Raw genomic sequence first — 22,146 nt, 5'->3', positions numbered from 1 at the left:
TATTCTATGAGCTGATTCTCTTCGTTTAAAATCTATCACTTTCCAACAAAATGCATTGCTAATCGGCATTTTCTCTTCTTAAAACGCCAATCTAAAAATATGATTTGATAGTTTAATATGGCTTGGAAGCTGAAACCGGTCTGAAATGAGTGGTGCACTTCTACTTTGAATAAGGGTTAGCATTATCTTGTTGATTTACAATGGGTGGCTATTGATTTTAATACATCAACGTCTGTACTGAGTTAACAGGTAAATTTATCTGTTATGAAGCGAAATGATTTCAAGGAATATTATAGTAATAAATGAAACGTTTATTTCTTTTTCAAATATTTCATATTCGAAGTATCAACATTCTTTACAGCATCTAAAGCAGTATGATTTAAATCACTTTTACGGTCATTATCCATTTTTTGCCATTCAATGTTCATTCTTGTTTGACGATCTAAAGCTTCTTGTTGTGTTTCACACTGTCTATATGAATCGCTCCAACCTTGAGCATATTCTTTATCTGAATTAAAACGTTTAACATCCTTCTTAAACTGATCAAAATAACTCCCACCAGCTTTACTTCCACTATGACAACCATCTTCAAAGCCATCAGCATATGATGCAGGATAACCCTCAGCTTTCATAGTTTCAGACGTAGTAGCACACCCTGCTAGCATTAAAGTACTAATAATTATTGACGTAGAAATACTAAATTTACGCATGGAGAATCCTTGTTTTATATTTTATACTGGTTTAATTATATACATAAAATTTAAAACCTGTAGTGGATGAGTAAATTTGGCCACCAGATTAGAGTTTTGCAATACCCTAGGTAATCCATGGGTTGCTAAGTAAGAAGAAGCACTGGCAAGCTTTTGTCCAGAAACGAGTTAGCGAACGCTGAAAGTATGTGTGATCACCAAGCGATTATGTCGTATAAGCATAACTTTTAAAAAGCACTAATCTCACCACGAAGCGCTTCGCTTTCACAGAGGTCACGGAGAAGAGCGTAAAGAAAAAGATCTAAATGTTGGATGCCAGTCTTTTACAGTTGTTATTGTTCTAGCAGTTGCTTTTCTTCGTGTAGCGTAGCGCTCCGTGTCCTTCGTGGTGAATAGCTTTTGTCCAGAAATGACTTTGTAACATCTGAGAGAACGAATTAGGAAGGATGATGATTCAGATGTCGGTACGGCTGTGGGCTTCGGTTTCAGGGATGAAACCGCAGAGCGGCCATGGATGGCTTTATAGCGTCCCACAGAAGTAGTGACATATGAGCTTACTGCGAACTGTAGCCTTTCTTCGTGTAGCGTAGCGCTCCGTGTTCCAATAACATCCGTGTTTAACGGCCAGTTTGCTATCCCTAGCTCTCGCTTAATAGCACATGGCTTCGCCATATTCGCCGTGGTGAATAGCTTTTGTCCAGAAATGAGTTTGGATTTATAATGGGTGGCTTGTTAGTCAAATCGAAACATCAGACATCAATGCGCATCAATGCACTGTGCGAGGTTCCGTGGAATTTTGCTTTAACGCTTCTAGCGCTTTCTGATGTCCCTGCGCCGCTGCACTTTGATACCACATATCTGCAATATGTAGATTCAGTGGTTCACTCTTATCCGATTCATATATAGTGCCCAATACATACTGTGATTCAGCATTTCCTTGCTTGGCTGCGGCCGTGTACCATGTTATTGCCTCAGGCATGTTTTTGACCACTCCATCGCCCAGTTCAAACATCACCCCAAGGCTATGCTGCGCATCGGGTAGCCCTTGTTCAGCCGCTTTCAAATACCACCTTATGGCTTTGGCTTTGTTAACTGTCGTACCTTCCCCGAGCTCGTACATTGAGCCTAAGTAAAACTGGGCTTTTGCATACCCCTCATTGGCCGCCTTCTGATACCAAACAAAAGCGTTTGCTTTGTTTTCTGCAACTCCTTGCGCAAAATCATAGGCAGAACCAACATAAAATTGGGCTGCAACATGGCCTTGCTCTGCGGCTTTCAGATACCAAATAAACGCTTGCTGTTTGTTTTCCTCAATTCCGATCCCGAAAGAAAGCATTCTAGCCAAATCATACTGTGCTTCATCAAGGCCCTTATCTGCGGCTTTTCTAATCCAATAGATTGCTTCCGGATAATCTTCCTTTGTTGAATGAAAGATCATGCCGATAGCATAAAGTGCATCGACATGATTTTGCTCTGCGGCCAGGTAATACCAATCCAGTGCTTCTTGTCTGTTCTGCGGTACATCAATTCCATAATCATATATGGTCCCGAGTGTATATTGCGCGTCTGCAACGCCTTGCTCAGCCGCTTTGCGATACCATTTAATAGCAGTTTGTCTGTTCTTCAATATGCCAATCCCATAATCATACATAGTCCCGAGTGTGTATTGTGCCTCTGCAACGCCTTGCTCTGCCGCTTTTCGATGCCACTCAATGGCAGAGTCTGGGCTCCTCTCAGTACTCCTATCAGAGCTTACACACCCGCCCAACAAGAAAACTATTAATAAAATTGAAACTCTCATATCCACTCTCTTACAACACAAGTCTCTGACAAAATTGGCTTATTTGACGATTTTCAGTCGTCTTTTATACGTTGAACATGCAGCTTATCGTTAGTGTGTTCAATTGAACTTCAGTGCCTTAGGAGCTTAAACCATGACACACACTTAAGATGCTCTACTTATTCGTACTTTTTGTCGCTTTTAGCGCCCCATAAAAGTGTGATCCGCTAATTTATCACCTCTTGAAATCAAAACGTGAAAACCAGCATTATCTTGTTGATTTATAATGGGTGGCTTAATATATACTCTCTTAATATATACTCTCTTAATATATACTTGGCTCGGCTCTTAACAACAGAAAGGGGCGAAGCGCCACGACGTTTATCAAGCGCAGCTTGATTGCTTTAGTTAAAAAAGCGACAAGGCCTCGCGCTGAGGTCTACCAACGCTTCCACCATTGCTCCGTGCTTTGCCAATCGCGCGCGTCGCCAAACTCCGAGTCGATAATGTAGTAGCGCTCACCATCAAATCGTAATCGGGTCATAATGGTGCGGCTCTGTGTTGTATCTGTGGCCTGAGGTAAAGCGCCTGATAGCTTGGTCTTTACAATTAGCTTTAAATCGGCAAAGCCTTTGTTTTGCTTAGGCTCAATATGCAGTGCGCCTTTGCCTGACTCAATGATGAAATTAGTCATATCTTCGGCCTTAGGATCGCCTTGCCACATTTTCCAATAATATAAAGGCAGGTTGTTGACCAATGGAATTAAAAAATGCCCTTGGTGAACAAATAAACTGAGGTAGTCGGCCTCATATTGCGCAGAACCCTCTGGACGCTGCTGCGCCATCATTCGCACGCCTAATGCGCGTGTGTCATTGTTAAGTTTATAGTTGGCGGTATCAATCCACAGTGCAGGCGTGCTTTGCTCTTTCTTGTCGGCACTATGCGTACCATTAGCATTCTCTGTAGCATTGTCTGTTTGGGGATTGGCAACAATCGTTAATCCTGGGCGCTCGCTTAAACTTGCTGTATGATGGGCGATAATCTCATGAGTCTGCGTGTCCATAATCACGGTGCGCAGCGTATAACGCCTTTCGCCAACAAAGCTACCGTCAGTCCATTGTAAATAGGCGCCCATGGTAAATTGCTCTTGATGAGGTAGCTGCTTACACACTGCTGCTGTGAGCCCTTGAAAATAACCACTGTCATTTTCCATCGCTTCAAGGGCATCAGTGCTGCACGCTTGCTTGGCGTAGCTTGCTGGCGAGAACGCTAGCGTGCAAGTCAAAAGCGCGCAACTCAAAACTGCTGTGCTAAATAGAGCGGATAATCTGTAGCCGAATGGGGTGAAAGAAGGCTTATTAGTTAGCATTTTGGCTCTCCGCTTGACTGCTGTTTGGATTGGTTTGCGAAGCACTTTCATGGCTGCTCTCGCTCTCATCGTTGCTCTCGCCTAAAAAGTTCACCCCAAGTTGGTTTACTTGGTTTACTTGGTTTTGGTTTACTTGGTTTTGGTTTATTTGCCAAAACTCGGGGGCGGGTAACTGCTCGGTGATCACCGGATAGCGGCTGCCATTATAGTTAAGCTCAGTGCTAAAACTGATGACTTCGGTTTGGTCATATTCACCGTCTGTGCGGTACTGCTGCCCCTGAGTCACTAATTTCAAATCATGGTAGCCATGGCTGGTGGTTGGTAACAGCTCAACAGTGCCTTGTACGCCATAATGCAGGTAAACTCCGCCATTACTACCGCCTGTATCAGCAGCTTCTATTTCGTAATCTAACGGTAGATGTTTGAGCACCGGGCGCAGCTTGTCGCCCTCTTGTACAAACAGGGTGAGAAAGCGACTAGTTTTGAATGCGCGGTACGCTTGTTCCTGTGGTGAGGTGTCGTAGTTAGCAAGATCGAGGATCAGCCCAAATGCTTGAGTATTGTCGCTCAGAGCGTATTGGCGGCTATCAATACTATTACTGTCAGAGTGACTTTTTATAGTGCTACTTTCTTGGATCACACCCGTATAGCTGGCTTCGACTTTGTTACTGTAGCGATTGACCAATAGTACTCGCCACAGATTACTAAAATAGCCATCTTCATCTGATTGATAGTATTGAAAGTAAGACAGTAATGCTTGCTCTTTGTTATGGGGCAACACCCTGCAGACTGTATTGTCTATCGCTAAACTTAGCCCGTACTTTCTGGTTACTAGGGCGGCATCAAAATCGAGTACGCTGCTTAACTGATTTAAGCTGCAATCTTGCTGTTGATTCTTTTCAGGTTCAAAGTTTTCTTGCTCACCGTTTTCTTGCTCAAGACTGGCCTGAGCATAGCTACTGGCACTAAAGGTCATCATCGGCAGAAATGCTGCAACAATTAACAGTTGTTTCGGGGGTTGCTTCATAAGTACTCTTTAGTTGTGTTAACCATCTTATTAATATGGGTAGGCGCGATAAATAGTGGTTTTATAGCCGCGTACCTGTACGCCATTTCTAAGTGGAATTGAGTACTCAGGTAAAGGGCGTGGACTGTAATCGATATATTGCGGCGTCGCGTAATAGAACACGCCTTGATACTCGGCGGGTAAATCTTGCTGCTGTAGCAAATCATATTGCAGGTTATAACTGCTGATAGGTAATGGCCTACCGTTATTGCTAACCACTTCGCCAAGTTTATCGGCTAGCGCTTTATTGGCCTTGTGCGCGCCGCCGTCTTCTACCCAATTAGCGATTAACTGACCAGCTGCATTATGTTTGAGCGGCATTAATATGGTGTCTTTGATAAGTGGAATGCTTGTTACCAACGCCATTTTATTTTGATAAAGCTGTAGCTGCAGGGATTTCTGCTCGGACACTTTATCGATATGCGGCGCATTAATGCCATAAACTAAATGATCACAGGTTGTATCGTCATAACCCAAATCGATGCATACGGCGCCCCAGTCAGGCATGGTGATCTCGATAAGCGCGGCGCCGAAACCCGCATAACGAGCACCAGAACTGCCTTCAAAATAACTACCAAGGACCTTGTAATCAACGCTGCGACGACTTTGCAACCAGCGCTGCTTAAAAGACTCACTGCGTTTGCCTTCACAAAGCAGAAGCGGGAAGGGCAGTCGGTTACCTGCACTTGCCGCTTGATACATGGCTTTGCGATCATTGTCATCGAACTGACAGCTGCCTAAGTCGAGCATCAGGGTCTCGATGTCATTGCTACTGCTGTTTGGCATAAGGCTACAACCAGACAGTACACCCGCAGCAATCGTTAATGTTATCGATCGCAATGGGGTTGGCGTGAGTCTTTTTAGGATCATGATTTATTCTTATTAGTTAGGCTTGGTTATTATGGGTAACGGTCGTTAACGCCAATCAAGATGAAAGGTACACACACTATTTTTCTGTTTATGATTTTCATTATTATCGAGAGATAATAAATCTATCGGTAATAATACCGTATCGGCCACCACAGAGCTGCCTAGGTCTACCACAGACAGAGGGATTGAAAGTATGAGTAATGGCGGAGACTCTTTTAAAACAAGTAAATTACAATTGAACGTATTAACCAACGCATATTTAGTGCCGGAGTATGGTATCCCCATGGCGCTATTAGATGGAATCTTAGAAACAACCGTTGAGCAACCGCTGATAAATATCGCCAATAAAGTTACAAACATTACTTTCATACAATAACCATAAAATACTTCATTATTCTCGAATTAAAAATGCCAGTATGGTGATCTCATTTAAGGACCACCATATCGGTTTACTGTTGTAATCTAAGTTGCTATTCGTTGCGGTTATGCATCTTCTAAAATTTCACACTCAGGAAAGGCCTCGCGAAAAGCTTGTGGTGCGCGAATAGGTTGATAACCTTGGCTTGTGTCATAGTGGTAGCTAAATATACGTCCAGCGGGTTGGCGAGCGCGGCGCAGATCGAGCCGTTTCAGATTCATTAGCTTAAACAGCACAGCCGGAAATTCATCGAAATGGTTATAGGAGAGATCCAAGTCTTCTATTTTACTCAGAGTGGCTAATGTTGCTGGCAGCGAACTTAGATGATTGAAGTGTAAATTAAGCTTAATGACATCTTCATAGTGCACGATATTGGCTGGTAACTCCCCGAGTAAGCAGTTATGCAGATCCAGCTCTGTAATGCGTGTTTTACTTGGCAGTTTTGTTGGCAATGGCACTGTGACATTATAAAGCACATCACGACATAGAAAGATGTGTGGTTTGAGATGACAGTTAACTCGATGCTCGTCATCGCCTTGTGTCAACATACGTTCAAAGCCACAGCCTTTATGCCAGTTCAGCCGCTCTGCCTCAACCAGAGCTTCAATGGCTTGTTGACGGAGGGCTAACTCTTCTTTTTGACTCAATAGCCACAACAACCCTTCGCCGAAGCGGTTGAAATACCGTAATGAAAATTCGTCACACAAGGCTTTGCCCCAGCGCTTGGTTAGACCTTTGAGTTTTTTGTAGACCGCGCCTTCACCGATTGGGTCACCATGCTTATCCAATTCGCGCATCTTGCCATCAAACATCACCTTATCTTGCACCGCCAGTTGGAATGCATTATCACCGAGACCTGCAAGTAACGTCTGAATTTGCTTGCGTAATGCTTTGTTATCGGTGGTTTTAAGTATTAAAAATAGCGGCAACTGCATCTCAGATGTAATCCCACCTTGCTCTAGCATAGTGACTGCGACTAGGTGACTGTTTTCGTCCGGTGAATGTAGCAAATTCAGCACATTGCCCAGCATTGGCGCGGCGCTTGTCTGTTGCAAAAACTTAGGCGCATCGGTGCTGAACCATTGGCTCAGTGCCGTATCGTCAATAATCAAGTGCTGGTCAACATCGATGGCAACGGTTTGCTTAGGGTTACTGCCTAATAGAATATGGGTCACCTTGCTATCGAGCTTCTTACTGAGGCTAAAGCCCAGCTCAGCAGCTTTTTCTTTGAGTTCTGTCGCCTTAAAACCGCTTTTTCCACAGATAAACAACACGCTATCAGAGCCTAAAGGTCGGCGCTGTGCATCGGTTTGTGCGCGGTTACGTAGCCAAGCTTGTGCTAATACTTTTACTGGATTGAACTTGGCTTCCATAAAGGTCAGATGGAAGCGAGCATCCAGTTTTTCAGATTGTAGGTTTTTGGGTTTAGGGGCTGCCAACAATAGCAGCCAGTAGCGACGTCGTTGTTCGCCAGTCAGCTCTGCATTTTGCAAAATTCCCAGTAGCTTGTTCAGCTCATCACTGCGTGCGATACGATTATAAACATTAAGTTTTAGATCTATGTGCTGAGGTAAATCGACCAAGCAGGCTAGAGGGGCCAGATAGGCCGTATCTTGAGCTTGTGGGCTAAGTTCGACCTCAAGTTTGCTTAGGGCGGGAGCCTTAAGCAAACACGCGAAGCTTGGAATAGGCAAGTCATAGGGGTGGTCGTAATGATGCAGTTCTAGCTTGACTGTAGACAGAAAAGGCAATTCATTAAGATCGTCAAGGGACGCCGTGCTGGGTCTAACGAGCGTTAATCCACTGATGTTTTTTATCGTTTTTAACCAAGGTGGGAGTGTTTCACCCTCTGAGTTGACTAGGATTAAGTGGCTTAATGTTGCAGCTTTTTCTAAGTGTCCGCTCTTAGGAAATAGGTGCAGACCCAAACCACGCAGGCACTCCAGTTTATCAAAGCAGCTAAATAACGCAGCATCAGGTACTCGGCAGGGAACATTGCCTGAATGAGAAAGCTCCAAGTCAATTAGATTAGGAAACGCACGTGCCAATGCAGACCACTCGGGATGGTTACGAGTCAGCTGATAGTGGAGTTTGGTTACCTTTGGCTTAATAATGCTGTCCAGCGGCAGGTCGTTATCTTTAAGGTACAAGGTGCTGTTGAAGCTCATCTTATTGCTCTTATGTTTAGAGTTAGCCCAACCACTCATGTTGGGCTGATTATTTTTATTGACCTTGAGAAATAAACTTGCGCGCTTGTTCAAGGTTCATGCCTTTATTACCCGTTATGGTTTGTGCTCTTAAGGCGGCTGATTCTGCGATTATCTGTTGTAATAACTCATCTGTGAGCAGAGTGTATTTTTGGTAGGTAAACCCAAATAGCGAGTTATCGCCGTATAGCGCGAGCTTGTCGCCAGCTTGGTAACTATCCCAATCTTGTTTGTTAATGCCACAAATATAATCGTTGCCCCAAAAACGATAACCTCCAAGGTATAACCCCCCATCGCAGGTGCGGCTGTAATAGCTAAAACGTTTATCATCAATTGTGGCAATAACAACGGCTTTATCGGCAATAAAACTATGTAGCACTACAGGCAAGCCTTTAGCGAGTGCAAAGTGTAATAAAATGGGAATGCCGATAATGACAGATAAGATAACTTTTATCGGGCAGCGAGGCTGATTATCAAGATTGACTCTTAGCCATGAGTTTTTTTGCTTTAATCCCCAAAACATGGCTATTAACAAAAGCAGCGATAGCGCTGCAGCAAATAAGTTGAGTTGCTCGTACAGCACATCATTAACTAAGGTATCGCTAAACACCGCAACCATCATCAAGGCTAATAACAGCATAAAAAAATACCCCAGCACTTTTTGCGTTCTGGTGGTTTTTGGCGCGAATATATTACTCATGCAGTTCCTTGGCATTCGTTATAGCGGTATGTGCTGAGTGCAGTTTTAGGATAAAAGGTAGGGGTAAATTTGGCTTAATTGGTAAACCAAATAGATTGCTAAAGGTAAGTTTGCCCCAAGACCGTAGCGGATAGTTTTATAATAAATTTTGGAAAAAATCAGGCTGGAAATAACCAACCCAAAGACCCACAGTAGACATTTAAAGATAAATAATAGGCCCGTTCCTACGCCTTCATGGTCGACTCGAACGGCACCAATAAGAAAGTTGGGACCTATAAATTGCAGCAATGGAATAGCCATAACAAACAAATACTTACCGAGCTGAGTTTGCATCAATGTGGAGATAGCGTTTGGCATGTTGTTATTTGACCTAGTAATGGCGGCGTCAATAGACTGTACAGATGAAACATTGCTACTTTGTATGTTTTAAATAATAAATACAGCAGCTTATCGATAGAACGTTTATGATTGCAACTCTATAGAGTGGAAACCGCTAAAGTTGTCAGATGTTTGTGATGTGACTCACAAAGTCTGTTTATGTCGCATTCTCAGGCGTTACTATTATTGATATTCAGACTTGATGGGTATGATGTGATTTTTTATTGCGAGTCCAGTAACAATAGCCAGCCAACCTAAGCTGTAGGCCAAAAAGTCGAGCCAATCGAATGTTGAGCCGATAACGGTTCGAGCAAATGAGTTATTTTGGAGACCAAGTAGGTTAACTAGTTTAAAGTATTGTGCTATTTCAATGCTATAAGCCAATATTAAAACACTTACCGATAGTTTAATTGGCGACAGATTAATAAATGAAGCGAGTAACAAAAACATCCATATAACAACCAGCAGATCACCGATAAAAGGACGAATGAATCCATCGTTAACAAACAAGGCTATAAAGATTAATAGCAGTAATAATAGGTTGCTGTAGACAAAGTATTGCGGCTTAAATGTGAGCATGTTGTCTTATGCCTTGTTGTTGGTTGTGTGACTATGCCCTGTTAAAACAGGTAGATATGAAGTTTGAACTCTGGTTTTTACTTGTATTTGGTGCTTATATATTGAGACTCATATATTGAGGCAGGGCGCTGTATATTTTGAGTACGGCATGATAAACAATCGCGTAAATCAATTCCAGCAGGTTTATTGTCGCTAAATATGCATTTTGCATCGTAGACCATTTTATTTAGTCGTTATTTTGGGATCATTTTTATAATGCAGCGTTATATACAAATTGTCGGAATTTTATCATTGTTAATGTCGGCGTCGGCGTCGGCGGTTGACGGCTTAAGTTTTGGGCATGGTGACTGGCAAGTCGTCTGTGACAATACCCATACTTGTCGTGCGGTTGGCTATCACAATCAAGATACTGGCAATGCCCCAGTTTCGGTCATATTCGAAAGAGAAGCGGGCGCGAATACTCAGATCAAAGCTAAAGTAAAATTTGCTGAAAGCTTAACTGCTATCGATGCGACTCAAGTCCATGATGTAACAATTACACTGAACATTAACGATGTTTACCAGAGCCAGTTAGGGGCAGAAATGCCTGCCTATGAAGTGATGGGAGTCGGTTTTAGCGGCGAGCGAGAACTTACAAAAGAGCAAACTAGCCAATTACTTAACGCACTCACCATGAAGGGTAGCGTCTCAATAACATTTACTAGCAGCAGTGGCAAAGAGTGGCATTTATCAACCAGTGGCTCTACTGCTGTGTTGCTTAAAATGGATGATTTCCAAGGTCTAGTCGATACCCCTTACGCCATAGTCAAAAAAGGTCAGCGCACCAGCAATATTGTAGAGCCTAAACAAGCGCCAGTTATCTCTATACCCGCTGGCGACCAAAGGTCACTGACAACGGATAACGATCGCGCTTTAGCCAAGACCCCTGAGTTTATAGCAAGGATGAAGCGTGCTGTTGAAGCATGTGATATTGCCCCTTCAGCAAATGGATACTTAAAGCTTGATGTGGCAAGGCTGACAAAAACTCAACTCGTGGTAACAACGCCTTGTTGGTTTGCAGCCTATAACTATGGTGAAGGTGTGTGGCTTGTAGATGACAACCCTAAAATCGAACCTCTGTTGATTACCGATAGTGCGATAAGTTACGCTGACGGCACGATTAACGAATTTATGTTGGGGCGCGGTGTCGGCGACTGCGTTTCGGCAAGGCGCTATATGTGGAATGGTCGTGACTTTATTTTAGCTGACTCCTACTCTACAGGGCCTTGTCGTGAGATTGCCCCTGGTGGCGCTTGGTATCTACCGACAACTGTGAGCACTGTTATTGTGGGCGATGACCCAGCTGCTGGAATAGATTGTCAATCAAAGCATGCTTATAGCACTGAACGGATGGTTAGATGCACACAGCGAATGCTGGCGAGTGTAGAACTGCAGCTCACTGAACTCATCGAAGAAATTAGCAGTCTTCAATATGTAATGAAGGATAATGACTTAAAGGCAGCATTAAGTCAGGCGCAGCACTCTTGGCTAACCTATCGTAACGATGTGTGTAAAGTGACTAGACTGACTCAAGCCGATGGTTCAATGGGTTTACCACTGATGGTTGGCTGCAAGCTTGATCTCACCGAGAAGCGACTGAAACAGCTTCAGTTATTGAAAGCGTCGCTGATTTAGTCATTGTCAGCAAATCCATAATGGTATTCCAGCGGGCTAACGTTACAATAAAAGCCGCCGTTTGCGCCCGAATAACTCGTACTGGTATTGGCTCATGTATTCGCTCATGTATTAGTATTCTTCTGGCTTAAAGTGACGTTGCAGCTTAAACAAGCTTTAACTTTCGAGCCAGCGAACACCGATGAACGTCGTGTTTACATCGAGCCTCTACATAGAGTGCTCTATAGCGACTACAACCAGGGTCTGACTCTGCTTTTATAGTCGATAAATACTTGCCCAAAGAGACTCTTAAGCGCTCTCTCTTCTGGGCGAATTTGAAAGCGCTGCATATAAAGTATATAGCCAATAATACCCACCACACTCCAAATCGATTCTAAGTAACAAGCCCAGGCGCACAGCGCGAATACCATTCCAAGGTACATGGGATTGCGGCTTAGGCGGTACATACCAGATGTCACTAATGCTGATGCAGTTTCCGGTTTTAAGGGATTAACCGTCGTTTTGGCGCGTTTAAAACTAATCACGCCTGCAATTGCCGATAACAGGCCTAGCAGTAACAAGGAGCTGGTGGCAATAAGCTTAATGTTGAACAGCGCAGGATCAGTTGATGGGCTGCTAACGCCTACATGTGCAATAGCCCACATAATGAATGCAAAAACGAGTGTGACGATTGGCGGTGGGATCTTGTTTTCCAACTTATTTTTTAACTGATTGTTTAAAAAGTGCAAAGCTTGTCCTGTGAGTCAATCTGAACGTTAACAAAATAATAGGCTAATAACGCTCATCAATAAATAGGTCTTGATAACGCTAATGACGTGTCGCGTAGTTACATTCGGCATCAGTTTAAAATGCCTTATATCCGATAATGAGTAGGTGTTTAGTTTGTTACCTTTGGTTTTTTGAGTGTTAAACCGATGAAATACTGCTGAGTAAGGCTGTTTTCATGTGAGGGTTTGTTGTTTTTTTGCACGACTCGGGTACTTATTATGGGGTATTCCTGCTCGAATACTGGATCGTGACAAAACTCTTCGTGATCTAGCTCTAAAAATTACACTAACCTAAACAATGGGGGTTAACAATGCTTACCCAAATAAATAACAGTCAGTGATGGTAATCATTCTCACTTTGTGCATATCCAATTGAATATTATCTATTTGTTGGTTAATTGGTTTTTGAAGGTGTATTTTGATTACGCTTTTATACTGTGAGCTAGTAGACGATTTTTAAGAAAGTAAGCCTTACGCCTCAAGTAATTAGTAGATATGCACAATCTTGAATTCAGATATCTGTAACTAATAAAATACCCCCTTCGATATACAACCGGCCTGTAAGTTAATGTCTAGCAGAAAAACCATAAAGTCAGTGAATTTTGTGGCCAAATTAATGGCTACAAGTTTACTCACTCTTTTTATCAGCCTTGTTCCTGCCAAAGCGACTCCTTGGGATAAGCTTGATTCAGCACAATTGGAACAAAAGTTAGCAGAGAAATTCAGCGAAGGTAAATATTCTCCCAAAGGGGCGGATTCTTGCCTGATGTGTCACAAAAAGAACACTAAGGTCATGGAGATTTTTGATGGCGTTCATGGTGACATGAGCAATAGCAAATCGCCTATGGCCGGTATCCAGTGTGAAGCCTGTCACGGCCCACTTGGTAAGCATAATCGTGGCGGTAAAGAGCCAATGATTAGTTTCAGCCCAGACAGCAAACTATCAGCAGCAAGTCAAAATAGTGTGTGTGAAGGGTGTCATAACGACCCTAAGTTGATGTCATGGCATAACAGTACTCACAACCTAGAAGAAGTGGCTTGTAGTGACTGTCATGATATTCATGCTGCTAAAGATCCTGCACTTGACCGCCTAACGGTAAATGACACTTGTACCTCATGCCATACCCGCGCTAAAGCTGATATGAACAAGCGCTCATCTCACCCAATGAAGTGGGATCAGATGACCTGTACTGATTGTCACAACCCTCATGGTTCGATGACAGAAAGCGCCCTGATAAAACCAAGCTTAAATGAAACATGTGCAGAATGTCATGCCGATAAGCGTGGTCCATTCTTGTGGGAGCACGCGCCTGTAATGGAAGACTGCTCAAGCTGTCACTCACCGCACGGCAGTGTGAATGACAACTTACTTAAGTCTCGTACTCCTCAGCTGTGTCAGCAATGTCACGCCGATGATGGCCATGCGAGCCGTATGACAAGTCAGGCGGGTCTAGATGCATTCAGTGCTGGTAAGAGTTGTCTTAATTGCCACAGCAAGATCCATGGTTCTAACCATCCTGCTGGCAGCAACTTTGCCCGTTAAGTCTAGGAGTGACTATTATGCGTTCAATTAACCCTTTTTCATTAAACCTGATCACTCTGGCGTTGTTAGGCACATGTAGTGGTGCAATGGCTGCTGACTTTGGCATTCAAAATGCGAATACGGCAAACATCAAAACCAATAGCTATCAGTGCAAACGCTGTGTTGAACCACAAGGTTACACGGGTAGCGTGGGTGTTAGCGTCGGTGTTATCGATGCTGATGATAACCATGTTTTGAATCAGTTTGGTACCGGCACTGATGGTGCTATCGCTGGTGTAAACGGCGATCTTGCCTATCAGCAAGGTGGTTATAAGGCCAAGGTTCAAGCTCATCAACTTGGCATGGATAACGGCTTTGTTAGCATGGAGGCGGCTAAGAGCGGTCATTACAAGCTAGATGTGGATTTTCAGACCATTACTACTAACCAAGCGAGCAACGCGGCTACTAATCTTTGGCAAAATGACGGCATGCTGACTCCGAGTGAGCAGACCCGTGTTTTGGATTTAGAGTTACAAAGACAGCGTAGCGGCATTGGTTTCGAATATGACTTCTCAGAAGTCATGGGGCTAGGTCTAAACAGTTACGCACGCTTCGAACGTGAAGATAAAACTGGTCATCGCAGTGCTAGCCTAACGAGTCCACGTCCAACAAACTTTGCTGAAGCTGTCGATGAAACGACAGATAACTTCAGTGCTGGTGTTGTACTTGATGGCGCTAACTGGTTGTCAGAGCTGAGCTACAGCGGCTCACGTTATAACAATCATATGGGTGACTTAAGCCTACCGTATGCCTATGACGTCTACAGCGCCACACCAGACAACCAAGCACATCAGGTATCACTTTCAGGTCAGTACCGTTTAGCGTCTAGCGTGTTCACTGGTCGTGTGGTAACCGGTCGTATGATCCAAGACCAAGACTTAATACAGATGAGTGGCAACCCAATCCAAAACTGGGACGGTCAAGTCGATACTTTGAGTAGTAATTTAGCGGCAAGTACGCGCATCAATAGTCGTTTACGCCTTGGTGCGAGTTATGACTACAGCAAGCGTGATAACGGTTCATCAGTGTTTGACTTTGCTCAGTACGAGTTCAATTCAATGTCTGGTGCGTTTAAACAAAACGTGCCAATGGATATTGAGCGTCAAACCTTCAAAACCAATGCGAGTTACCGTATTGCCAGTGGTTATCGATTACAAGCCGGTTATGACTACAAGCAGGTTGAACGTAGCTATGGCGAACGTGAAGAAACCCGTGATAACGAGTTTTGGAGCAAGCTAAACATCCGTGCGATTGACAAGCTTACGCTTGATTTTGGTGTGAGCTATGGCCAACGCGGCGGTAGTGACTACCAAGCGAACGAGTTAACGAGTGACGAGACTGAATCGTTAATGCGCAAGTACAACCTTGCCGATCGCAAGCGCAGCGAAGTTAATGCCAGAGCAAGCTATGCGCCGCTTGAGTGGTTAACTTTTGATGTTAGCACTTACTACGCCAACGATGACTATGACGCAACAGTAATCGGCCTGACTCAGGCTAAAGATTACGGTTATGACATGAACGTTCATGCGCAGATCTCTCAACCTCTATCTGTGTATGCATTTGCAGGACAGCAGTGGATTGACTCAGATCAAAGCGGCGACCAAGCATCAATTTGGCACACTGAGATAAATGATGAATTCATTAACTTAGGACTAGGTGCCACTTATACCGGGTTAATGGATGGCAGATTAATTTTAGGTACAGACTACCTATTTGCTAATTCATCGAGCAATACCGGTGTTAATGGCTACAACACAGATAGCACTAACATCAATAGCTATGGCAGTTATTACTCATATAACCACAGTGTGAGCTTATATGGTCAATACCTGATTTCAGAGCAGATGGCAGTCAAGCTGGCTTACCAGTTTGAACGCTATTTTGATACCGACAGTGCCAATGTTACCCAAGGCAGCATCCCAGGTTTAGTGACCTTGGGTGACCTGAACCACAATTACAACGCCCATCAACTGATGTTGACCTTCAGCTACAAGCTGAAATAAGTCGAGTCAGTCATTAATAAGTTTGAGGAAAACAAGATTATGGAACGTAGAAGTTTCTTAAAAATGAGTGCTGCGCTGGGCTGCGCTGCAACAGTTACCGGCTGTAATTCTAGCTCTGATGATGCCAACGTGATCCCGCCACAACCACCTGTGACTGATGAAGTGGTTAACTGGTCATCATGCCTAGTTAACTGTGGTTCTAACTGTCCAATTAAGGTCTTTACTAAAGACGGTATCGTGACGCGCGTTGAAACTGACCACGAAGTTGAAGATAAATATGGTCTTCATCAAGTTCGCGCTTGTGCTCGTGGTCGTTCACTACGTCAAAGAAACTACGCTGTTGACCGCCTAAAAACACCGATGAAGCGTGTTGGCGAGCGTGGTAAGGCTGAATTCGTACCTATTAGCTGGGACGAAGCCACTAGCATTATCGCTGAAAAACTGTCAGCAGTTTACGCACAAGAAAACGGCGCTAAGTCAGTATTTCGTAGCTACGGTTCTGGTGCTTACTATGGTTTTGCATCAAATGCCTGTTTCAACCGTTTATTTAACTTAAACGGTGGCTGCCTAAATGCTTACGGTAACTATTCGTGGGCGCAGCAGATGGAAGCGGCGAAGCACACCTTCGGTACCGGTAGTACTAGCGGTTCTTCAACCATCACTATCGAAGACAGTGACTTTTTCCTAGGCGTTGCTTACAACCCAAGCGAAATCCGTCAGTCGGGTTCGGGTGAAGGTTACGATTACCTACAAGCACTACAAAAGAACAACGGCCTAGAAGTCGTGATGATCGATCCTCGCTACACCGACTCTATGCTAGGTAAAGAGTCAAGCTGGTTACCAATTCGTCCAGGTACTGACGCTGCATTCGCTGAAGCGGTTGCTTATGTGATGATCAACCACGCTAACTTTGCGGGACAATCTCTACCGTTTGTACTTGAGCACTCTGTTGGTTTCAACAAGCAGTCAATTGAAGATCAAAAAGCGATTTTTGCAGCGAGCAGCGATGCCACTGACCAAGAATACGCTAAGGTGATGAACTCAGATGAAAACTACCAAGACTACATTCTAGGTCAAGGTATTTATACTGATGCTAAAACACCTGAATGGGCTGAAAAAATCTGTGGTATTTCTGCAGAGAAAATCCGCTACATCGCTGGCAAGCTAATGACAGCTAAAGCACCTTACATTGTTGTGGGCGCAGGCGTTAACCGCCAAGCAAACGGCGAGCAAAGCATGCGTTCTCTATACATGCTATCTGTGCTAACCGGTAAGCTAGGTACACGTGGTGCATCAAACGGTGAACTACCATACATGAGCAGCATGTCTCGTGCAGGTATTCCAACGGGTAGCAACCCAGTTAAAGAAAGCATCTCTTTCTTCACTTGGTCTGAAGCGATTAACAACGGCGAGACCATGACAGCTCGTAGCCATGGTATCCGTGGTACTGACGGTTTAGATACGCCACTCGGCGCGAACATTAAGTTCATCCTGTCTGCATCAGATAGCTCGTTATTAAACCAGCACGCTGAAATCAACAATACCGCTGAAATCTTCCGTAATGCAGAAGATCTATTTATCGTGTCTTGTGATTGCTGGATGACGCCAGGCGCCAAGTTTGCTGACATCATCCTACCTGATACAAGCTGGTTAGAATCAAACGACTTAGTTAACGATTCATACGCTTCTGGCTCATTAGGTTACCTAACTGCAATGTCTTCTTCTGTTGAGACAATGTGGGATTGTAAGTCTATGTACGAAGCTGCAGCGATGATCGCAGACAAAATGGGCGTTGGAGCAGGCTTTAGAGCCGGCAAAAACGAAGATGAGTGGTTAGAAGAGCTTTATCAAACGACTAAAGCAAGCAGCACCAACATCGGTGTTTCTCCTGCGTTCCCAGCAACTTACAAAGAAGCACAAAAAATTGGCTTCTTCCGTAAGAACATGAACGACAACCACGTTGCACTGCAAGACTTTATTAAAGACGGCAAAGCGCTTTCAACGCCAAGTGGCAAGATTGAAATCTACTCTGCCGAACTTGCATGGCGCGCAGCTAACTGGGATCAAAACGGCACAGCTGAACAGCAAGGCCAGCAGGATTTCGTAAGAGGCGACACCATCACTGCTATTCCACAGTACACAGTAACGTGGGACGGTTATGAAGATGAAGGCACTAAAGAAGATTACCCAATTCAGCTAGCGGGTTACCACACTAAGGGCCGTACACATTCTAGCTACCATAACGTGCCTTGGTTACGTGAAGCGGTAGAAGACGCTGTTTGGGTTAACCCAATGGATGGCGCTAAGCACGGTTTAAGCTCTGGCGACAAGATTGAGATGTACAACGAGCGTGGTTCAATTGAAGTGACTGTACGTATCACACCACGTGTTGCTCCAGGTGTATTTGCCCTAGGACAAGGTGCTTGGTACAACCCAGGCAACAAGAGAGGCAGCACTGGCCATATCGTTGACGAAGGCGGCGCAATTAACTCGTTAACTCGCTACCAGCCTAGCCCTGTCGCTAAAGGTAACCCACAGCACACTATTCGTGTTGCCATTAAAAAGATTTAAGAGAGTAGTTAATTATGACTGAAGCAACTCAATACGGTTTTTACGTCGACAGCACTAAGTGTACTGGCTGTAAAGCGTGCCATGTATCTTGTAAAGACCGTCAAGGTAACGAGATCCGTAACAATACTAACCCTGAACAAAATGGCGTACCGGCATTAAATGGCGTAACGTGGCGCCGCGTGTACGAATACGGTGGTGGACAATGGACTGAAGGCCAAAATGGCTGTTTCGAGCAAAGTGTATTTGCTTACTACATGTCGATTGGCTGTAACCACTGCTCTGAACCTGTGTGTGTTAAGGCGTGCCCAACAGGCGCGATGCATAAACGCCGTGAAGATGGTCTAGTACATGTTGCACAAGACTTATGTATCGGTTGTGAGAGCTGTGCTCGTGCATGTCCATACGATGCGCCACAAATCGACCGTGAACGTAAAGTCATGACCAAGTGTGATGGCTGTTTCGAGCGTATCGCTGAAGGCCGTAAGCCTGTATGTGTTGAGTCTTGCCCGCTACGTGCACTAGACTTTGACACTATGGATAACTTACGCGCTAAGTATGGTAACGGCGATGGCCACATTGCTCCATTACCACCAGAGTCTATTACTTCACCAAACCTGATTATTAAGGCTAACGTGAATGGCGGACAAAGCGGCGATATCCTTAACCCAACTGAAGTATAATTTCAGTTATTTAAGCTATCACGCATTAGTATTTAATGATCACAAGCAGAGCGGGCTGCAAGGCCCGCTTAACTTGTAAGGTAAATTATGTCTTCAAAAACGCAGCCGTTAACACCATCAGCGCTAACTCAATCACCGCTTACTCAATCATGTTTAAGCAACATTGATTTTGTTGAGTATCAAGGTTTAGCGCGAATATTGCATCACAGCCTTATTCGCTACCCAGAAGCCGATTTTATCAATGGCCTAAAAGAGTGCGATGTGGCTGGCAGCTGGCCTGAGTTTAGTCATCGAACAGAGAATCGCGCAGGTCGTGAACTGGTCGATGGTTTTTTACAAGCTTGGTCAACTGATGCTGAAGCGGCTGAATTAGACAAGGCATTAATTACCTTACAACTTGATTATGGTCAGTTATTCTTCGGACCAGGCGAGCCGACAGCTGTGCCGCAAGGCTCAGTTTACCTGAGTGAAGAGCAATTGATTAACGATAGAACCACGGTTGAGCTGATGGATTTTTATCGTGTTAATGGTGTTGAGCTGCAATTAGATGTTAAGCAGCCAATTGATCACATTGGTTTGTTCTTCGCTGTACTTGATCAAACCTTTGGCCGTTTACAGGTTGAAGCCGATAACCAAGCACTAATTCGTTTTACTCAGGTGCTATTACAACAGCACTTATTGCCTTGGGCGTTTCGTTGCTGTGAGCTTGCGAATACTCATGCGAAAACCGATTTCTATCGCGGGCTTGCATTGTTAACCACGGACTTCTTGCTGCAACTACAACAAGATTTTCAAGTATTAGCACTGGATAAGCGACTATTTCATTAATGCATTGAGTGTGACACTTTAAATAATAAAAGCCCGTAAATTTGATTTACGGGCTTTTTCTTTATAACGCTTTATTGTGGGCGCGACTGGGCATAAAGCCTTAGCGGTAACCGCCCATATTGCGACTCGACTGACGCTTTTCATTACGCACTTTTTCCAGCTGAGAATTAATCGTCTGTAGTAGCTGGCAAAGCTGCTTAGCGTCATCATTCAGTGGTGCATCGAGATCTTGGCTAGCAGGTTCACTGTTAAATAATGACTGACTCCATTGGTAGCCGATAGTTAACACTAAATGTTCCGATTGGCTTAATTCACTTTGCTCAATCTCTTTGACAAATAACAAGCGGCTGGCTGTAAACAAACAGTGCAGAGCAAGCTCATTAGCGAGTGGGCTTTGTTCATTGCTCTCCATTGGAGGCAACCATACTGGTTCGCCTTCGATAAAAACCAATGCTGAAATAGTGTTGGTCACAGTGCTAAGAGAGGTGGCGCCGCCAAATAGCTGCACAACTTTATCTGATTTTTGCAGTGTGAGTGCTAAGCGGTGGGCAAGAATGGATTTGCTCCATTGTTGACCCAAAGAGCGTCTTAACGTCATTTAATCAAAATCTCGTATCAACAGCCTCAAAGTCGAGGCGAAATCAAGCTAAGTGGTTAGTTTAGCATTTTGCTTAATAGCCAGATGTGCTTGGTGCAGCAGAATCGGCTTTAGGAGGTAAATTTACTAGGTTTGAGGCTTATTTCTGCTAAAATCTGCCGACTATTACGCTGAAGTTTTTATAGGTTCAAAATGGATATTCAACGAGTTAACCCATGTGCAAATTGGTCTGATGCTACCGTGTTCAATAACATGGCACATTTTGTTGAGATAGCAGCCGATGTCGAAGGCGATATGTTGAGTCAAACTCAGCAGGTCTTTGCTCAAGCTGAAGCAACATTAGCCAGTATTGGCAGTGACAAGTCTCGTCTGTTATCAGTGACGATTTATGTGACAGATTTTGCTAATGTCGCTGTCTTTAATCAAGCATGGCAAGCATGGTTACCAGAAGGCTGCGCCCCGAGTCGCGCATGTTTAAAAGTAGAACTGGCCGATCCAAGTTACTTGCTTGAAATTGCCTTTGTTGCGGCAGTTAAGTAGTTAACAGGCGTTAGCCTTACATGGGTGTTTTCGATACAACTTGTTCGGCTAACCTGTGAAGACAAGCGGTTAGTTGCTATTTCTAGCCGTTATTCTAACTGTTTGAGCAGTTGTCGTACTCGCGCGCGCGTATCGTCTATTTGGGTTATTACCGCTTGGGCACTCGCTTCATCATCGGCTAACTGCTGCCAATTTGCTTGCCAACTGAATTTGAGCTCCTCGGCTGCAACACTGAGCTCTGGCTCCGTTATCATGCTTAAATCGGCAATCAAATTGACTTTTACCCAGCCTTTTCGCGGATTACCTAAAGTTATATCTTTATCGTAATGAGCCGCATACACGATAGATTCCAACTCTGAAAGCTGTAGCAGCAGTTCAAAACTGGCTGAACGCACATTACTATTGTACTCAGTGATCTCCATGCGCCAGACGTTATAACTAAACCCAACCAAAGCAAACAACATGCTAAAAACCGCTGTCAGCTGAAAAATGGAGATGGTTTGTTTGCCAGAAATATCAATTTTCAACGCTAGCTCCTTAAGCAGATTTAATCGACTTAACTCAACTTTAGCTCAACTTTAACCCGCTTTACTCACTTCACTCTCAGTAACGACTCTGTGTTAATTCTATATAAAGACATTGAAAGAGCAGGTTTAATTTCAGCTTTAATAAAGCCTAACTTGAGCTTCACTTTTTGCTAAACAGACATTGCTAATTTAAATACAAAATAACAGTGGTAATTCACGCTATTTTTAAGAGTGTCGTTCATCGCACTTCTTTCAACATCTTCGTTGATAATAAAAAGGAAATTAATTTGCTGTAGCTT

General features: G+C 43.9%; 19 protein-coding genes. 7 read left to right on the top strand and 12 right to left on the bottom strand.

Annotation, left to right across the window (positions count from 1 at the left end):
* Positions 1-311 precede the first annotated feature (311 nt).
* The 9 genes from ACVBJC_RS09125 to ACVBJC_RS09085 form a co-directional block, all read right to left on the bottom strand.
* Positions 312-710 (bottom strand): hypothetical protein, encoded by a 399-nt coding sequence (locus ACVBJC_RS09125; RefSeq protein WP_447160556.1) that lies wholly within the window; start codon positions 708-710, stop codon positions 312-314.
* Positions 711-1,476: 766 nt separating this feature from the next.
* A complete protein-coding gene (locus tag ACVBJC_RS09120; protein ID WP_447160555.1) occupies positions 1,477-2,511 on the bottom strand; it encodes a tetratricopeptide repeat protein in 1,035 nt (344 codons plus the stop codon).
* Between the two features lie 418 nt (positions 2,512-2,929).
* Positions 2,930-3,775 (bottom strand): PA3715 family protein, encoded by an 846-nt coding sequence (locus ACVBJC_RS09115; protein ID WP_447160554.1) that lies wholly within the window; start codon positions 3,773-3,775, stop codon positions 2,930-2,932.
* 73 nt (positions 3,776-3,848) lie between these two features.
* On the bottom strand, positions 3,849-4,886 hold the full coding sequence (locus ACVBJC_RS09110; protein ID WP_447160553.1) for a PA3715 family protein: 1,038 nt from the start codon (positions 4,884-4,886) through the stop codon (positions 3,849-3,851).
* A 30-nt stretch (positions 4,887-4,916) separates the two neighbouring features.
* Positions 4,917-5,795: a hypothetical protein gene (locus tag ACVBJC_RS09105; protein ID WP_447160552.1), complete on the bottom strand. Its 879-nt coding sequence runs from the start codon at positions 5,793-5,795 to the stop codon at positions 4,917-4,919.
* A gap of 45 nt (positions 5,796-5,840) precedes the next feature.
* Entirely contained in the window at positions 5,841-6,164 is a 324-nt protein-coding gene (locus ACVBJC_RS09100) for a YceK/YidQ family lipoprotein (protein ID WP_447160551.1), read from the bottom strand.
* A 114-nt stretch (positions 6,165-6,278) separates the two neighbouring features.
* On the bottom strand, positions 6,279-8,381 hold the full coding sequence (locus tag ACVBJC_RS09095) for a BRCT domain-containing protein (RefSeq protein WP_447160550.1): 2,103 nt from the start codon (positions 8,379-8,381) through the stop codon (positions 6,279-6,281).
* Between the two features lie 55 nt (positions 8,382-8,436).
* Positions 8,437-9,120 (bottom strand): hypothetical protein, encoded by a 684-nt coding sequence (locus tag ACVBJC_RS09090; RefSeq protein ID WP_447160549.1) that lies wholly within the window; start codon positions 9,118-9,120, stop codon positions 8,437-8,439.
* A 561-nt stretch (positions 9,121-9,681) separates the two neighbouring features.
* Entirely contained in the window at positions 9,682-10,077 is a 396-nt protein-coding gene (locus ACVBJC_RS09085; protein WP_447160548.1) for a ribosomal maturation YjgA family protein, read from the bottom strand.
* Positions 10,078-10,332: 255 nt separating this feature from the next.
* Between ACVBJC_RS09085 and ACVBJC_RS09080 the strand changes: the two genes are divergently transcribed.
* Positions 10,333-11,751, top strand: coding sequence for a DUF1176 domain-containing protein (locus ACVBJC_RS09080; protein WP_447160547.1), 1,419 nt, complete (start codon positions 10,333-10,335; stop codon positions 11,749-11,751).
* Between the two features lie 230 nt (positions 11,752-11,981).
* Here ACVBJC_RS09080 and ACVBJC_RS09075 read toward each other — a convergent pair whose 3' ends face one another.
* A complete protein-coding gene (locus ACVBJC_RS09075) occupies positions 11,982-12,395 on the bottom strand; it encodes a methyltransferase family protein (RefSeq protein ID WP_447160653.1) in 414 nt (137 codons plus the stop codon).
* 739 nt (positions 12,396-13,134) lie between these two features.
* Between ACVBJC_RS09075 and ACVBJC_RS09070 the strand changes: the two genes are divergently transcribed.
* The 5 genes from ACVBJC_RS09070 to ACVBJC_RS09050 all read left to right on the top strand — a co-directional run bounded on the left by ACVBJC_RS09070 (position 13,135) and on the right by ACVBJC_RS09050 (position 20,182).
* Positions 13,135-14,061, top strand: coding sequence for a DmsE family decaheme c-type cytochrome (locus ACVBJC_RS09070; RefSeq protein WP_447160546.1), 927 nt, complete (start codon positions 13,135-13,137; stop codon positions 14,059-14,061).
* A gap of 17 nt (positions 14,062-14,078) precedes the next feature.
* Positions 14,079-16,103, top strand: a complete 2,025-nt coding sequence (locus tag ACVBJC_RS09065; protein WP_447160545.1) for an MtrB/PioB family decaheme-associated outer membrane protein — start codon at positions 14,079-14,081, stop codon at positions 16,101-16,103.
* Positions 16,104-16,142: 39 nt separating this feature from the next.
* Entirely contained in the window at positions 16,143-18,674 is a 2,532-nt protein-coding gene (locus tag ACVBJC_RS09060) for a DMSO/selenate family reductase complex A subunit (RefSeq protein WP_447160544.1), read from the top strand.
* A 14-nt stretch (positions 18,675-18,688) separates the two neighbouring features.
* Complete coding sequence (locus tag ACVBJC_RS09055; RefSeq protein WP_447160543.1) at positions 18,689-19,354, top strand: DMSO/selenate family reductase complex B subunit; 666 nt, start codon at positions 18,689-18,691, stop codon at positions 19,352-19,354.
* An 87-nt stretch (positions 19,355-19,441) separates the two neighbouring features.
* Positions 19,442-20,182: a TorD/DmsD family molecular chaperone gene (locus tag ACVBJC_RS09050; RefSeq protein WP_447160542.1), complete on the top strand. Its 741-nt coding sequence runs from the start codon at positions 19,442-19,444 to the stop codon at positions 20,180-20,182.
* 100 nt (positions 20,183-20,282) lie between these two features.
* Here the strand turns inward: ACVBJC_RS09050 and ACVBJC_RS09045 are convergent, their stop codons facing one another.
* Positions 20,283-20,780 (bottom strand): hypothetical protein, encoded by a 498-nt coding sequence (locus ACVBJC_RS09045; RefSeq protein ID WP_447160541.1) that lies wholly within the window; start codon positions 20,778-20,780, stop codon positions 20,283-20,285.
* Between the two features lie 192 nt (positions 20,781-20,972).
* On the opposite strand from ACVBJC_RS09045, the gene ACVBJC_RS09040 reads away from it, so the two are divergent.
* Positions 20,973-21,320, top strand: a complete 348-nt coding sequence (locus tag ACVBJC_RS09040) for a RidA family protein (protein WP_447160540.1) — start codon at positions 20,973-20,975, stop codon at positions 21,318-21,320.
* Between the two features lie 89 nt (positions 21,321-21,409).
* On the opposite strand, the gene ACVBJC_RS09035 is transcribed toward ACVBJC_RS09040, so the two are convergent.
* Complete coding sequence (locus ACVBJC_RS09035; protein ID WP_447160539.1) at positions 21,410-21,847, bottom strand: hypothetical protein; 438 nt, start codon at positions 21,845-21,847, stop codon at positions 21,410-21,412.
* Positions 21,848-22,146: the final 299 nt, after the last annotated feature.

The organism is Shewanella sp. 0m-6 (genome assembly GCF_052977325.1).
This window is presented reverse-complemented; position numbering and strand designations above follow the sequence as displayed.